Source organism: Trichocoleus sp. AS-A1, from assembly GCF_039962015.1.
In the GTDB taxonomy this organism is placed as follows: Bacteria; Cyanobacteriota; Cyanobacteriia; order Cyanobacteriales; family FACHB-T130; genus FACHB-T130.
This window is the reverse complement of the sequence record NZ_JAMPKG010000006.1, coordinates 161,426-177,333: the sequence shown is the minus strand read 5'-3', so window position 1 is coordinate 177,333 and position 15,908 is coordinate 161,426. Positions and strand designations below refer to the sequence as shown.

Here is a 15,908-nt window from a genome sequence, read left to right as displayed (position 1 = left end):
GACTAGCCTGAGATATCCGAAGAATAATCTCCGGTCTGAACAGATTCCAGCTTCATCAAAATCTTGGGCTTTAGCTTCTCAAACTCTTGCTTGAGCAGACTTTTACTCATTTGGGGCTGAGCCACTGAGGGTAAGGTTTGGCTTGTATTTGCCCACTCTTGCAACATTTGGCGTTGGACCGGGGCAATTGTGGAAATCATTACATTCGCGCACCGATGCGGTTCTTCTAAAGCAAAGAACAAAATCCGGTAAATCCCGTTTTCTCCCAGTTGTCGCACAATATCCTGACCCATAGAAGTTTTTAGATCCAGGTAGCAACTGAGCCAGCGAGGGCCTTGTTCGCGGTTGTGCAGGGCGGTAATCCACAGCAGCATAGGATGAGGAGACATCAAAAACAGAAACTGATTGTAGCGAGTGCTGATCAGGCGATTCTGAATTTCCGGTTTGTGAAGCATGACCCACAGGGTAGGTAAAACTTCGCGGCTAGTGCGAAGTAGATGGGGAAATACAATCTCTGCAATTGGTTTGTTTTTAGGCCAGGAAGTTAAGCGGCAGACTTCATCGGCTGTCGGGGCGTTCTTAGGTTTGGGATCGGCTACGACGGGCAGTTTAGATAAAACTTCTCCAATCCGCTGACCTAATTGCCGACCTTGACCAAAACGTTGCTCCAATGGCTCTAATGCTTGCAACACTTGAGCCGCATTTTGGGGGCGATCGCTAGGGACTTTTGCCAAACAGCTCATCACTAAGCTTTCTAGAGATTTTGGCAATTTTAGATCGGGATTAACCGAATCAAAAGTTCTTGGGGGGATAAAGTGATGAGCTTTATACCAGCCGCCAAACGAGTGAGTCTCTGCCATTAAGGGCATCTCAGCCGTCAACATCTCAAACATCATTACGCCCAGACTATAAATGTCAGAGCGTTTATCTAGTTCTCTGCCCTCCATTTGTTCTGGAGAACAATAAGCTAAAGTGCCCATAAACGAGTTAGTCTGAGCGATGTCGGACTGGAGCAGCTTGGCGATGCCAAAATCCAGAATCTTGACTAACTCACCTAAAGTCGTATCTTGAACGACTGTAATATTACTAGGCTTTATATCCCGATGAATAATCGGACAGACTTCACCATCTATGAGGATGCCCTGGTGAGCGCATTGTAGCCCTAAACAAATTTGGCGAGTGATATTCAAAAATCGGGGCAAGGACAGGGGCCGGTCTTTGAGAACCTCGCTCAGACTCTCCCCTTGGAGAAATTCCATGACGTAGAACGGGATTTCGTTCTCGTCCACGCCATAATCCCTGACTCGGACAATGTGAATACTTTTTTCTCCCAAAACAGCGCAGATGGTTGCTTCTCGCTCAAAGCGATCGCGCATTTTTTGGTTTAGTAGCGTCTGAGAGAGGAACTTAACCGCGACGGTGACACCTCCCAGTAACATATCCCTGGCTTGATACACTCGACCCATTGCGCCTTTGCCTACCAACCCTAAGAGTTGATAGCGATTGGCGAGTAAGCGATCGGTGTTGGGGTCTGTCATCATAATTTGGCTCCTAAAATCGGGAGCATTTGTAATATTTAACTATAGGGAACTATTAACTTTATCTCAAAGGATGAAGTCTTATGTCTTCAGGATGGAGTTTTAAGCCTTCAAGCGAAAACAGATATTGAGTTCCACGCAAGAAACCGGAAAGACCAGAAACCGTTCTTTCCTACTTCATACCTCTTACTTTATATTTCCCAAATTCCGCTTCATATTTCACACTTTATACTTCTTACTGACCATCTAGAGCCTGAAGCTGAATTTCTAGAGCGATCAAGAATATGATTGTGGCTGACGCTCCATCGTTGCTTCCATCGTGCTAGTCAAATAATGACCCGCCATGATGCCACTAGAAAGGTAGTAGGTATTCTCATTGAGACGGTGCAAGGTATCGAAACCAGTGCGCCGCTGGCGATCGCCTAATACCCAGTAACGCTGAACGATCGAATCTGGCGTAACCCAGCCCTCGCCCTCAACACGACCTAAAAGATTGTGCTGTAGTACATAGGTATATTGGCGTTCCCCAGCATCAAATCGCCCACGATATTGTAAAGAAATTTCCTCGCGGGCGCTGCCTGGAAAGCTCAGCTTTGTCACCATTGTGAACCAGTTTTCTCGACCCCAGGCCACTAATGTTCTGCCACTCACGGTGATTGGCATCTCGTGACGCTCCAGCCAATTTCCTTGGAGCGTCCATCGTCCTGCCTCCATTAAAAAGGTGTGACCCACGGTTGTCACCTTGCTGCCTGCTTGAAACGCCGCCTTTAAACGATTCTTCCCTTCCAGGATGAATATTCAAGGCGACAAGTAAGTTTAGTATAACCGGAGTCTTGGGACGTAAAGTGGAATACGCTTGTGCGGCTTTATCCCAAAATCAAACTAAGGAATCTTTTATAATTCTAGTCCCTCGATCCCCAGGACAGTTTATCAATGTTATCTGTGATATCGAAAGATCTTCAGGTGAAATCCGGCCTTATATTCCGGCTCTTCTACTCCTAGACACCTCTGCACCTCGGTTCTTCGGTTCCGGAAGTATCGCGGGAACGAAAGATTGAGACTTTGAAGAGTCTGCAATCTTCAAAGCAGAATGAGTCCAAGCATCATTGGACAAAGGCCCTTCGGATACTTTAAATTCAAATGGATGAGGGGGGTCTTGAACAAGCGACAGGGAACCCCGATCGTGCGCTTTCACCAAGCTGACGACCCAAGGTAGAAAGTCTAAGATTTCCTCTGGTAGTACAGTTAACTCGAAGTACCAACCCTGATTAAGTCCTCGACATTCTCTTCCCCATTGTGCCGTTGTAACTCTACCAGCGCTCTTATTAATCGCCACTCGTAGAAGAAATGGGCGTTGAGGAATTAACTTGTCTGGTGCAGTGTATGCGTAAATACTTATATAGTTCACTTGGCTCCGATTGTCTATCCAAGATGCAATCGGAAAATTACTACTATAGGAACTTCCAGTAACTCTCACTGGCACATTCATAGCAGTAGCAAAGAGAGAATAAAACTCACGCCTTAGGTCAGCGATAATACGTATTGCTTCTGGGGTCATGCTTGCTAAAATTTGTAGAGAAAAATACAAGAAATGGCTCTATTTCAAAACTTGTGATGGTGATGCCTTTAAATTTTGCTTTAAAGCCTCACCAGCTTTTGAAATAGAGCCTAAGCAAAGATCGCTTGATAGCAAGCTGTTAAACGCTCTTGAGGCTGCGTTGTGCTGAAGAATGTTACAGATGAAGTTATTAATCTGTCTTAAACTCGATTTTCGGACGGTAAGACTTAATAACGGAAACGCTTCTTACGCCTTCTCGCGATCGCTTTGCGCTTGCGTTTTTCCAAAGGAGTCTCAAAGTGACGTTGCCGTCTTATATCTGGAAAAATCCCTGCTTTAGAGACTTGACGCTTAAATCGGCGCAGGGCTGACTCAATGCCTTCATTTTCGCCTACAACTACTTGGGTCATCCGGTGTCCTCCTAAACTATTTGATTAATTGCATTAGTAGCGTCGATAGCCGCCACCGCCACCGCCACCGCCGCCACCGCCACCGCCTCTATTGTTGCCGCCCCAGCCACCACCAGGACGACCTCCGCCTCCTTTATCCTCACGAGGCTTAGCTTTGTTCACTTTTAGCTCTCGTCCCATCCACTCAGCGCCGTTGAGAGCTTCAATGGCGGCAGTTTCTTCAGTTTCTGTATCCATTTCCACAAAAGCAAAACCACGCATCCGACCTGTCTCGCGATCGGTTGGCAACTGAACCCGCTTAACGGTTCCATACTCAGCAAAAACATTGCTGAGGTCGTCTTGCGTAACTTCGTAGGATAGGTTGCCTACATAGATTGACATGGAATGTCTCCAGAATCAAAAAAGTGGTGTAGAGAGTTAGATCCGGAGAAACTGCCTGTCAGTAGAAATAACAAACACTACAGCCGAATATAAGTCTATGTTTAAGGATTTTAACACACCATTTAGTCCCTGACTCTGAAGCCGATCGTAGATGCCATGTTGTGCTGACCAGTCAAAACAATTCTATTTTGGCTGCTGCGATACCAGTAAAGGGGCGGCTTGTAGCAACGTCTGGGTGTAGGGGTGCTGGGAATTCGTAAAAATCTCGTGGGTTGAGCCGAGTTCGACAATACGACCGGCATTCATAACTGCAATGCGATCGCACAAAAATCTTGCCACAGAGAGGTCGTGAGTAATAAACAAATACGTTAAATCGAATTCCCGCTTTAACTCTAACATCAACTCCAGTACTTGTGTCTGGACGCTAGCATCTAGCATACTCACTGGTTCATCGCAGATTAGCAGTTTGGGTCGAGTAATCAAAGCACGAGCGATTGCGACCCGTTGCTGCTGTCCCCCCGACAAATCCGAGGGATACCGCTGATAATACTCGCTTGTAGGCGTTAAACCTACTCGCTCTAGCATCTGCATTACCTGCACTTTCGCTTCATCGGGGCTAGCCAGTTTGTGGATAAACAGGGGATCGGCAATACTTTCACCGACTGTCATCAGCGGATTGAGACAAGCATGGGGATCTTGAAACACCATTTGCATTTGCCGTCGCGATGCCCTCACGGCTTTAGTAGACATCTGAGCTAAATCCTGTCCCAGAAACTCAACGCTTCCTTTCGTTGGGCGAATTAACTGCAAGATCGTCCGGGACAAGGTACTCTTCCCGCATCCGGATTCTCCCACTAAGCCTAAAATTTCCCCTGGATAAAGTTCCAAGTTGATATCATCTACCGCTTTAATAACGGGGACATTCTTGGAAAGAAACTGTCCGATGAAATTGCTCTCTAAGGTGTAGTACTGCTGCAAATTTTTGATTCGCAGAAGGGGAGTTGGTAATGAATGATTGCTCTTCGGCTCCTCAACTTCCGTGTCATATTTCCTGATGTGAAAAGCCGCGTCCAAAAGCGATCGCGTATATTCGTGTTGCGGTTGCCGAAAGATAGACTGGGGTGAGCCAGTTTCTACCATCTTCCCGGCATACATCACTGCAATGCGATCGCAATACTCTCCCACCATTGCCAAATCGTGAGAAATCAGCAACAATGCCATCTCTCGTTCCCGGCACAGTCGCGTCAATTCTTGTAAAATCTGTGCGGCTACGGTTACGTCCAAACTGGTCGTAGGTTCATCTGCCACAATTAGCTTTGGGTTGAGAAGCAAGGCCAGCGCGATCGCGACTCGTTGCCGCATTCCTCCACTAAACTCGTGAGGATACTGCGACCATCGACTTGCCGGGATCTTCACCGCATCCAAGGTTTCGAGTACCTTTTCCTTCATCTGCTGCCGTGACAGATGAGGTTGATGACTCTGAAGCGTTTCCAGACAGTGCTTCCCAATCGTCATCAGGGGATCGAGGCGCGTCATCGGATCTTGAAACACCAGCGCCACCGCTTCCCCCCGAAACCGCCGTAACTGTGCCGGAGTCAGATCGAACACGGAATTCCCAGCAAACGTCACCCGCCCCTCAACGCGAGACGAAGCTGGTAACAAGCGCATCGCCGCCCTTCCCAGAGTTGATTTACCGCAGCCCGATTCTCCCACTAATCCCAGTTTCTCTCCAGGTTCTAAAGTGAAAGAGACATCATCCACTGCCCAAGAAGGCATAGCAGTAGATCGACGGCTGGGATAAGCAACCCGCAGATTTTCTACACAAAACAGGCTCTCAGTCATTCGGTAACGGGGAATAAGGAATGGGTGATGAACAATTAGTAATCCAACAAGGTCGCAATTTCCGCTATTTTGTGACGCCTACTTGCCGCATCAGATAGGCGACACCAAAATCTCCATTCGGATGTTTTGCTAACTGTTCCGCCAGCTCAAACACACGCGCTGCCAATTCGGGACCGAGTTTTTCCATTGTGGCTTCACGTTCTTTCTCGGATTGTTGCTGTTTTTCCACCTTGATCTGCCATTCACTGGAAAACAGCTGCTCAATCGTCGTGTGCAACCCTAATTGAGATAGTACCTCCCACTCTCCGCGATCGCACCAAATCCCATTACAATTCAGGCAACGCTCTACATAAAACGGCGTTTTCAGCCTTACCTTGGCGCGAGATAAATAACGACCGCACTCCGGACACAGTGCTGCTTTGGTATCAAAGGGAGACTGCACAAAATCCACATTTAGGATTTGAGCGATAGATTCCGGATCTGCGGGAGTCAGTTCCGGTTGCTGTGCTTGCCATGCTTCGTATTCCGCAGAGGGAATCCAGGTTCCCTTGCAATCGGTGCAGTGTTTTACAGCTAAATTTCCCGCTAGGGTGCCATCGAGTAGCGATACACTCTTACATTTTGGACAGTTCACCAGTTTTTCTTCCTCTCCTAGTTTAATTTTTTATTAATTTACTCTGTTTTTTCGGACATCTTGCACTTGCACCAGGACAGCGACTCCTGCGATCCCTTGCTGTCAAAGCGGGTGGGTTTATCAAGGCAATCTGCGAGATACCAGAGAAAGCCGGTGAAATCCGCCCCTATATTTCTCCCTGGCTTTCCCGATCTCCGTCTGCTTGCAGGAGGGCTTGACAGTAGCCAATCAGGGTTGATAAGCGATCGCTTATCGCCGCTTGTCGAGGATTAGCGGTTGCCGAACGGCGAGACGCCTGTAAAAATGTCATATCCATCTCTAAAAGTCGCAGCGCTCGATAGATTTCCGTCTGGAAAGACCTCCACCGAGGCTCAATCTCTGGGTCTAATTCATCACCCGTCAAACTGGTAATTTGCTGTGCAAAAACTTGTTTGACGTGTTGAAATTTTTCACCGGTCCCTTCTTGTTCTTGATTAGCGGCTGTCATTGTATGCAGCAGCTGTTCTAGAGCTGTCAAAAGTTCCTGATAACGTTGTTGGTAAGACTGAGGCAACATTGGCACGTTGTTCCGCTAGAATCAATGTAAAGAATTTTGTCTATTCAACAAGGCAATTGCTAAGCACCAGCTAACTGGTGTAGGCTTGCAATCTTCAAGCAAGCTTTAGGTAAGGGCAAGAGCGATACGTCGCACCGGAAGCGCGACGCGCAGTAAGCGTAGGCATTAGCCAAGCGGTATCTTGGTGGATCGCTCTATTTCTGACAATATTCTTACCCTCGACCCTTGACAATTGAAAATCCAAAATTCAGCGAACCTAGGGACTCTTCAATGCAGACCCTAGGAGATGCCCTTTTAGCCTCTAGACAAAATCATTTTCCACGTCAGCACAACTCCTCGCTATTTTTACTCTTTATGCTCGACCTGCTCAACACTATGAACTCACAAGCTCCAACTTCTACAATTAGTTGTGTCATTCCTGACTGGCTACAGGAATGTTTGATTGCGCGCCATGAGGACAATCAAACCACCAAACAGCCCACAACGCCCGAAGGGGGAAGTGTCAAAGTTTTCCCAACGCCTGCGGACGCTGATTTAATCTGCCGCGCCTTTGAATTTGCTTACCAGTTACATGAAGGTCAGACTCGTAAATCCGGGGAAGCTTACATCTGTCACCCGGTCGCCGTTGCTGGTCTTTTGCGAGACCTAGGCGGTGGCGCTGCCATGATTGCAGCTGGCTTTCTGCACGATGTGGTAGAAGATACGCCCGTCACCCTCGACGAAATCGAACAGCGCTTTGGCTCAGAAGTGCGGCTGCTGGTAGACGGTGTCACCAAACTTTCTAAATTTTCAGAAACCTTTTCCAGCAAGACCGAACGCCAAGCTGAGAACTTCCGCCGAATGTTTCTGGCAATGGCTCAAGATATTCGGGTAATTGTGGTGAAGCTAGCCGACCGGCTGCATAATATGCGGACGCTAGAACACCTGCCTGATGCCAAACGGCGGCGAATTGCCCAGGAAACGCGAGAAATCTTCGCACCCCTGGCAAATCGCTTGGGGATCGGACGATTTAAGTGGGAACTGGAAGATTTGACGTTTAAGTATCTCGAACCCGAAGCCTACCGGCAAATACAAGAGTTGGTGGCAGAAAAACGGGCAGACAGAGAGATTCGATTGGCGAACGTCAAAGAAATTCTGCGGCAGGGACTCGCCTCATCTAGTATTACCTGCCTTGACATCAGCGGGCGTCCCAAGCATTTGTATGGGATTTACCAGAAGATGCAGCGGCAACAGAAGGAATTTCACGAAATCTACGACTTGGCAGCAATTCGGATGATTGTCCAGACGAATGAAGAATGCTACCGCGCCTTAGCTGTCGTTCATGATGCCTTCCGACCGATCCCCGGTCGGTTTAAAGACTACATTGGTTTACCTAAGCCCAACCGCTATCAGTCTCTGCATACGGTAGTCCTCGGAATTACGGGTCGTCCCTTAGAGGTGCAAATTCGGACTTTGGAAATGCATCACATTGCCGAGTATGGGATTGCGGCTCATTGGAAATATAAGGAAACGGGAAGTTCCAACCGTACCCAAATGACCGCAACCGATGAGAAGTTTACCTGGCTGCGGCAGCTCTTGGAATGGCAAAGCGATCTCAAGGATGCTCAGGAATACCTGGAAAACGTCAAAGACAACTTATTTGACGATGATGTTTATGTGTTTACGCCCCAAGGGGATGTGGTGCCTCTAACTGGGGGTAGCACTCCCGTCGATTTCGCTTACCGGATTCATACAGAAGTGGGGAATCACTGTGCGGGGGCGCGGGTCAACGGACGGATGGTGACGCTGGACACGCTGCTGAGGAATGGAGACATTGTTGAAATTATCACTCAGAAAAATAGCCGTCCCAGTTTAGATTGGCTGAATTTTGTGGTGACAACCGGGGCGAAAAACCGGATTCGCCAATGGTACAAGCGATCGCATCGGGATGAAAATATTACTCGCGGTCGAGAACTCCTAGAAAAAGAATTGGGCAAAAGTGGCTTTGAATCTCTGCTGAAGTCAACCCCCATGCAGTCGGTCGCCGAACGATGTAATTACCACAGCGTCGATGATTTATTGGCTGCTCTGGGTTACGGGGAAGTCACTCTCAACCTGGTAGTCAATCGCATTCGAGAAGCCGTGAAAGCAACTCAAACGATTGCGACTGCCCCCGACCCAATAAAAGATTTTGCAGCGGCTGTTGCACTTCCAACCTCGAAAAGCCCCATCCCAGCTCCCAGCACCAAAACGCCTATCGCTGGTGTGGAAGGGTTACTGTATCATCGTGCTGGATGTTGCGGGCCGCTCCCTGGTGAAGCGATTATTGGTGCAGTCACACGCGATCGCGGAATTTCCATTCACCGCCAAGGGTGCAATAATGTGGCGAATGTCCTAGGCGATCGCTTAGTCCCCGTTAGCTGGAACCCCACTGACTCAAGCGGACGTCCTCAAACCTATCAAGTTAGTATTCAAATTGAAGTGCTTGACCGCGTTGGAGTCTTTAACGATATCCTGTCCCGTTTAAGCGATGACAATATTAATGTGCGGGGTGCAGGCGTGAAAACATCCGACGGGCGACCGGCAATCATCGACCTATGCATTGATATCCGAGATCTCCAACAACTGGAGCGGTGTTTTACCCAAATTCGCCAAATCAGCGACGTTCTCAATTTACGTCGCTTCGGTCAAGGATGTGAATAGAGATACTGCGGTGATTCGTCATTCGCCACTGGTAATAGACTCATACAGTGGGCGAATGACAACGACTCACCGCTGATCACAACGGACTAATGACTAATGACTAATGACATAAAACGCTCTGCCTGTCTCATCTTTAATCCAGTTGCCGGTCAAAGCGATCCCGATCAAGATTTGGCAAAAATCCGGGCACTTTTAGAGCCGGAAATTGACCTAGATATTTATCTGACAACGCCTGAAATTGACGCTGCTCAACTGGCAAGAGAAGCAGTGGAACGCGGTGCCAGTACCATCATTGCCTCTGGTGGTGACGGTACCCTCTCAGCCGCCGCCGATGCCTTGGTGGGGACGAACATTCCAATGGGCGTGATTTCAAGAGGAACCGCAAATGCCCTGGCGTCTGCTTTAGGGCTACCGGATACGATAGAGGCCGCCTGCGAGACAATTTTGGGAGGTATAACGCGGGTCGTGGATGCCGCCTACTGCAACGGCAAACCGATGATATTACTCGCGGGGATTGGTTTTGAGGCAGAAGCCGTCGAACGGGCGGACAGAGAGACGAAGAACCGCTTGGGGATGATGGCATACATCCTGGCAGGAATTCAACAGTTGCGGCAGTTCAACACGTTTGAGGTTGAGATTGAGACGGAAGACAAAATCGTGAAACTAACCGCTGCTGCTGTAACAATTGCCAATGCTGCACCCCCCACATCCATTTTGGCTCAAGGTCCAGCGGGCATTCTTTTTGATGATGGGTTGCTCGATTTAACCGTTGTGGCACCGAGTAATGTTGCCGGAGCGATCGCTGCCTCCTATCATTTACTTCAAACTGCCCTAAGCGGCAGTGCCACAGAACGAGATGACATCGGCTATCTGCGAGCCAGACGGATTCAGGTACGAACCAATCCACTGCAAAAAGTTGTCGTAGATGGGGAAATTATCGGCACCACTCCGATTGATGTCGAGTGCATTCCTGGCGGCCTAACGCTCTTAGTCCCCCTTCTCGAAGAATTGCCAGTTACAGAAAAACTTGAAGGTTTACCCAGTGTAATCATCGAATCCAAGCAGGACTTAATTCCGCCTGAAGAGGTTGATTAGTCTGTCATTCGTCACGATAGCGGTTCTCGCTTTGTTGCAATATATCCTCGTAACCTCACCCTAAAGCCCTCATCGAAAAGCAGTGAAGGGTTTGGGGTGGGGTTAAACTCTTAAGACGTTGAGGAGCATAGGTTTGAGGGACGAAACTCATCATTGTCAAGGGTTTGATGTTAACGAAACGCGCTCTACCTATCCTCCAAATCATTAACTTTGTCTGTTAGGGCAGTCATACCCAACCAAAGACTCGTAACTAAGCGCTAAAAACGACTCACAAGTGAGCGATCGCCTAGCGCCAACGAATATGCTTTCTTAAATGTAAGGGCAGCTTATATTGGACACAGGTTGAAGTGGGAGTTATCTGCCCGGAAAGTTAACCTGGAAGCCGAACAACCGCTCGCAAAAGCCAGACAGACCTTCAGGGGATGAAAGCCCGCAAACATCAAAGGAAGAGTTTCTGGGGCTGTATCGGCTCTAGTTCATATTGATGATGAAAATCCTCCGTCCTATCCTGCGATCGCTATACAGACACCTTAGCAAGCCGCCTCTAAGGTATTTGCTGTTTCAGCAACCCAAAAAAAACCCAAGTCTTCTGCCTCAAGGGGAGAGCGAATATTCTTCTTTTGAGCCGCAACCATTCTTGCCCCTAAACAGCGACGCAGCCAGCCTTGAGGCTGAAGCAAATCGGCTCAAGGCACTTTATCGCTATGAAATTCTCGATACTCCGGCAGAACAGGCATTTGACGATCTGACTGCACTGGCTTCCCACATTTGTAACACTCCCATTGCCCTCATCAGCCTGGTTGATGGCAATCGCCAGTGGTTTAAGTCAAAAATTGGTCTGAAAGCAACAGAAACAGCAAAGTATTTAGCGTTCTGCGCTCACACAATTTTAAAATCAGATGAATTATTAATTGTACGCAATACGTTAGTTGATGAACGTTTTGCCAGAAATCCTCTGGTGACATCTGACCCTTATATCCGGTTTTATGCCGGAGTTCCCTTGGTAACGCCCGATGGCTTTGTTTTGGGCACCTTATGCGTAATTGACCAGATTCCTCGAAAGCTAATGAGCCAACAAATTGAAGCGCTCAAAGCGTTGGCGCGGCAAGCGATCGCTCAGATGGAACTCCGAATTCATCTCAATCAATTAGAACGCACTGTTTCTCAGCATCAACAGGTAGTGGAAGCGTTAGGAGAAAGCGATAAAAAATATCGCTCTGTCGTCGATAACGTCAAAGAAGTAATTTTTCAAACAGACGTCACGGGTTTGTGGACCTTTCTGAATCCGGCTTGGACAGAAATCACCAAATTCTCGATTGCCCAAAGTCTTGGCACTCACGTTCTAAACTACGTTCATCCTGAAGATCGCCAACGCAATATAAAACTGTTTCAAGCTCTGATTCAATCCCAAACAAAATTTTACCGACAGGAGATCCGCATCCTAACCGCTGATGGCAGCTTTTGCTGGCTTGACGTTTATGCCTGCGCGACACTGGACGCTAGCGGAAGTATCGTGGGTATTTCCGGCACCTTGAATGACATTACGGATCGCAAGCAAACTGAAGAGGCACTCCAAAAGACAACCAGCTTGCAGCGGGCAATTTTGGATAGTGCCAACTACACGATCGTATCTACAACACCAGATGGCACAATTTGCACCTTTAATGCCGCCGCCGAGAGATATTTAGGATACGCTGCTGCTGAAGTCGTGGGCAAAACAACACCCCTGCGATTTCACGATTCACGCGAAGTATTCCGGCGTGCCCAAGAATTGTCACAGGAGTTGGGAATCCCCATCGATCCAAGGTTTGAGGTTTTTGTTGCCAAGGCGCGTCGTGGAGAAGTGGACGAGCGCGAATGGACGTTTATCCGCAAAGATGGTAGTCGTTTTCCCGTGCTGGTGTCGATGACGGCGTTACGGGATACTGAGGGCAACATTACTGGGTTTCTCGGAATTGGCAGCGACATCACGCAGCGCCAGCAAGCGGAACACGAACTGCGAGAGAGCGAGGCAGGGTTACGAGCGCTGTATGAAGTGACGGCAGCTCAAGGCGGAAAAGGAACGCCGCTACACTTCGACCAACGCATCCAGCGGATGCTGAAAATGGGATGCTGGCGATTTGGCTTAGAAATCGGGACGCTAGCGAAGATTGAAGAGGATAAATATTACCTGATTGCTGCTCAGGTGCCCGAAAACTCACCCATTCATCTTGCCAAAGGAAATCTTTTCGATGTTAAGCAGACTTATTGCGGTGAAGCACTGCGCTGCGACGAACCGATTTGCTTTGAGTCCGTTGAGCGATCGCAATGGTACCAGTATCCGGCAAATACCCCTTTCAGAATAGAGGCATATATTGGTACTAGGGTAGTGGCAGGCGGGATTGTTTACGGTACCCTCAGTTTCTCCAGTTTAAAGGTGCGATCGCAACCATTCACGGTGGTAGACAAAGAGCTAGTGAAGCTCATGGCACAGTGGGTAGGAGGTGAAGTTGAGCGGGCAAAAGCCCAAGAAGCCCTACAACAGCAAGTTACCAGGACTTTGCTGCTTAAACGGATTACCCAAGAGATTCGCGCCAAGCTAGAAACACAAGAAATTTTTCAAACGACTTGTAAGTTATTGGGCGAAACATTCGCCGTGAATCGCTGTTTGATTTACTCATACATCGCCACCCCTAAACCACAAATTCCCCTAGTGGCGGAGTATTTGGAGACTGGGTATGATTCGATAATGGGTGTACAAATCCCCGTTGTTGGCAATCCCCATGCCGAACAAACAATTGCTCAAGATCGCGCGATCGCTTCCTCAAATGTCTATGCCGATTCGCTGCTCAAAGAAACTGTTTCTCTGTGTCAGCAAATTCAACTCAAATCGATGCTGGCGATTCGCACTTCCTATCAAGGAGAAACCAACGGTGTGATTGGCTTGCATCAATGTAACACCTTCCGTGAGTGGACTAAAGAGGAAATTGAATTACTCGAAGCAGTGGCAGATCAAGTCGGTATTGCTCTGGCTCAAGCTTGCCTATTAGAGCAAGAAACCCGCCAACGCGAACAATTAGCTCAGCAAAATGTTGCCTTAGAAAAAGCAAAACAAGAGGCAGAAGCAGCTAACCGTGCTAAGAGTGAATTTTTAGCGACCATGAGCCACGAAATCCGCACTCCCATGAATGCGGTAATTGGCATGACCGGGTTACTACTGGATACCGAACTCAAACCACAACAGCGAGACTTTGTAGAAACCATTCGCAACAGCGGCGATGGCTTACTCACAATTATTAATGACATCCTTGACTTCTCTAAAATTGAGTCCGGTAAGCTGGAACTGGAACAGCAACCTTTCAATCTGCGAGATTGTATCGAAGAATCGCTTGATTTGCTAGCTCACAAAGCAGCAGAAAAAAACTTGGAATTAGCGTATTTAATAGATCCGTCTGTACCGAAAATGATTGTGGGGGATGTGACGCGACTCCGCCAAATTCTGGTAAATCTAATTGCGAATGCAGTTAAATTTACACACCAAGGGGAAGTTGTGATTTCGGTAAAAGCTCGTCAATTGGGAGAACGAGGCAGAGGGACAGGGGGGCTGGGGAGCTGGGGAGCGAATTTAGAACAAGAAATTGCTCATCTTACAGATGAGATGAACAAACCGATTTCTGTTGAAGAACTAGAAGAAAAAGCTGCAATCCAACATCGGAAACCCAAAATAAAAAATCTCAAATATGCGATTCGTTTTACCGTTAAAGATACCGGAATTGGGATTCCTTCTGACCGTATAGACCGTCTATTTAAACCCTTCAGCCAGGTTGATTCCTCTACAACTCGTAACTATGGCGGTACGGGGTTGGGATTAGCGATTAGCCGACAATTAACAGAAATGATGGGCGGTAGAATTTGGGTAGAAAGTGAAGGGGGTCAGGGTTCCACATTTTATTTTGCTGTTGTCGCCACCTCCGTTCCCACTTCAACGCTTGCTGACAGCAGCGACTCCCAACAACTGTTAGCTGGAAAACGGTTGCTGATTGTGGATGATAACGCGACCAATCGGCAAATTTTGACTTTGCAGGCGATCGCGTGGGGAATGATCTCCCGCGCCGCCACCTCTGGGGAAGAAGCCCTGAACTGGCTGAGCAATCAGGAGACCTTTGATATTGCGATTCTGGATATGCAAATGCCGCAGATGGATGGCTTGAATTTAGCCGCAGAAATTCGCAAACTACCCAATACTCGGACGTTGCCATTGGTGATGTTAACTTCTCTGGGCAAGTCGGAGATAGAGCTACAAGCACAGCAAGCAAATTTTGCCGCCTTCCTGAATAAACCGATTAAACAATCTCAGCTCTACAATGTCTTGAGCGGTCTGCTTGGCGAACCCGCTGCGCTGCCAAGTCCGCGTCCCCATCCCGAACCGATTGACCCAAATCTAGCGCAACGGCTACCACTACGAATTCTGTTAGCCGAAGACAATGTCGTCAACCAAAAGGTGGCGCTGCATCTATTGGGGCGTCTGGGATATCGAGCGGATATCGCCAGCAACGGTTTGGAAGTGCTGCAAGCGCTGCAACGCCAGCCCTATGATGTTGTTCTGATGGATGTGCAAATGCCAGAAATGGACGGATTGAGCGCTACGCGACGGATCTGTGAGGAATGGCCCTACGAGCAACGTCCCTGGATTATTGCCATGACGGCGAATGCGATGCAGAGCGATCGCGAGGAGTGTTTGAGCGCGGGGATGGATAATTACGTCAGCAAGCCGATCCAGATGGAGGCGCTGCTGAAGGCACTCGCTGCTTTGCAGCCGCTTCCCCGCCTCCCCATCTCCACCTCTGCCGTTGATTTCCAGGCAATCCAAGCGCTTTGCGATATGTTTGGAGAGAATGCTTCATCCGTTCTGGTGGAAGTCATTGATAGCTTTTTGGAAGATACCCCCCAAATATTGCAAGTCATTCGGAATGCAGTAGATGCTGGAGATGCCGTGGCGCTGCGACAAGCGACCCACACGCTTAAGTCAACCAGTGCGACGCTGGGTGCTATGACCCTATCCAATTTGTGTAAGCAACTCGAAGCGATCGCGAAAGACGATACTCTAGCAGGGGCACCGGAAATCGCATCGCAGATGGAGGCGGAGTATGAGCGCGTGCGCTGTGCGTTGCAAGATTTTCCTCTTTGCTCGTGATTGAAACCTCCGTCCGGAGTACATCCTATACCAATTTAC

General features: G+C 48.4%; 12 protein-coding genes. 4 read left to right on the top strand and 8 right to left on the bottom strand.

Annotated elements, in window-relative coordinates:
* Positions 1-2 precede the first annotated feature (2 nt).
* From NC994_RS06975 to NC994_RS06965, 3 genes are all read right to left on the bottom strand, one after another.
* Positions 3-1,541, bottom strand: coding sequence for a serine/threonine-protein kinase (locus NC994_RS06975; protein WP_190412665.1), 1,539 nt, complete (start codon positions 1,539-1,541; stop codon positions 3-5).
* A gap of 273 nt (positions 1,542-1,814) precedes the next feature.
* Positions 1,815-2,270: a hypothetical protein gene (locus NC994_RS06970; RefSeq protein WP_190412887.1), complete on the bottom strand. Its 456-nt coding sequence runs from the start codon at positions 2,268-2,270 to the stop codon at positions 1,815-1,817.
* A gap of 244 nt (positions 2,271-2,514) precedes the next feature.
* Entirely contained in the window at positions 2,515-3,027 is a 513-nt protein-coding gene (locus NC994_RS06965; protein ID WP_199292328.1) for a hypothetical protein, read from the bottom strand.
* Positions 3,028-3,094: 67 nt separating this feature from the next.
* On the opposite strand from NC994_RS06965, the gene NC994_RS06960 reads away from it, so the two are divergent.
* Positions 3,095-3,265 (top strand): hypothetical protein, encoded by a 171-nt coding sequence (locus NC994_RS06960; RefSeq protein WP_190437060.1) that lies wholly within the window; start codon positions 3,095-3,097, stop codon positions 3,263-3,265.
* A 58-nt stretch (positions 3,266-3,323) separates the two neighbouring features.
* Here the strand turns inward: NC994_RS06960 and rpsU are convergent, their stop codons facing one another.
* The 5 genes from rpsU to patD form a co-directional block, all read right to left on the bottom strand.
* A complete protein-coding gene (rpsU, locus tag NC994_RS06955; protein WP_190412664.1) occupies positions 3,324-3,506 on the bottom strand; it encodes a 30S ribosomal protein S21 in 183 nt (60 codons plus the stop codon).
* A gap of 33 nt (positions 3,507-3,539) precedes the next feature.
* A complete protein-coding gene (locus tag NC994_RS06950) occupies positions 3,540-3,887 on the bottom strand; it encodes an RNA-binding protein (protein WP_190412663.1) in 348 nt (115 codons plus the stop codon).
* Positions 3,888-4,070: 183 nt separating this feature from the next.
* Positions 4,071-5,729, bottom strand: coding sequence for an ABC transporter ATP-binding protein (locus NC994_RS06945; protein WP_190437057.1), 1,659 nt, complete (start codon positions 5,727-5,729; stop codon positions 4,071-4,073).
* 64 nt (positions 5,730-5,793) lie between these two features.
* Positions 5,794-6,363, bottom strand: coding sequence for a zf-TFIIB domain-containing protein (locus NC994_RS06940; RefSeq protein WP_190412661.1), 570 nt, complete (start codon positions 6,361-6,363; stop codon positions 5,794-5,796).
* 166 nt (positions 6,364-6,529) lie between these two features.
* Positions 6,530-6,919, bottom strand: a complete 390-nt coding sequence (patD, locus tag NC994_RS06935; RefSeq protein WP_190437054.1) for a heterocyst frequency control protein PatD — start codon at positions 6,917-6,919, stop codon at positions 6,530-6,532.
* 375 nt (positions 6,920-7,294) lie between these two features.
* On the opposite strand from patD, the gene NC994_RS06930 reads away from it, so the two are divergent.
* The 3 genes from NC994_RS06930 (at position 7,295) to NC994_RS06920 (ending at position 15,869) form a co-directional block, all read left to right on the top strand.
* Entirely contained in the window at positions 7,295-9,601 is a 2,307-nt protein-coding gene (locus tag NC994_RS06930; RefSeq protein WP_190430481.1) for a bifunctional (p)ppGpp synthetase/guanosine-3',5'-bis(diphosphate) 3'-pyrophosphohydrolase, read from the top strand.
* Between the two features lie 108 nt (positions 9,602-9,709).
* Entirely contained in the window at positions 9,710-10,696 is a 987-nt protein-coding gene (locus NC994_RS06925; protein WP_190412886.1) for a YegS/Rv2252/BmrU family lipid kinase, read from the top strand.
* 484 nt (positions 10,697-11,180) lie between these two features.
* A complete protein-coding gene (locus NC994_RS06920) occupies positions 11,181-15,869 on the top strand; it encodes a response regulator (RefSeq protein ID WP_199299676.1) in 4,689 nt (1,562 codons plus the stop codon).
* Positions 15,870-15,908: the final 39 nt, after the last annotated feature.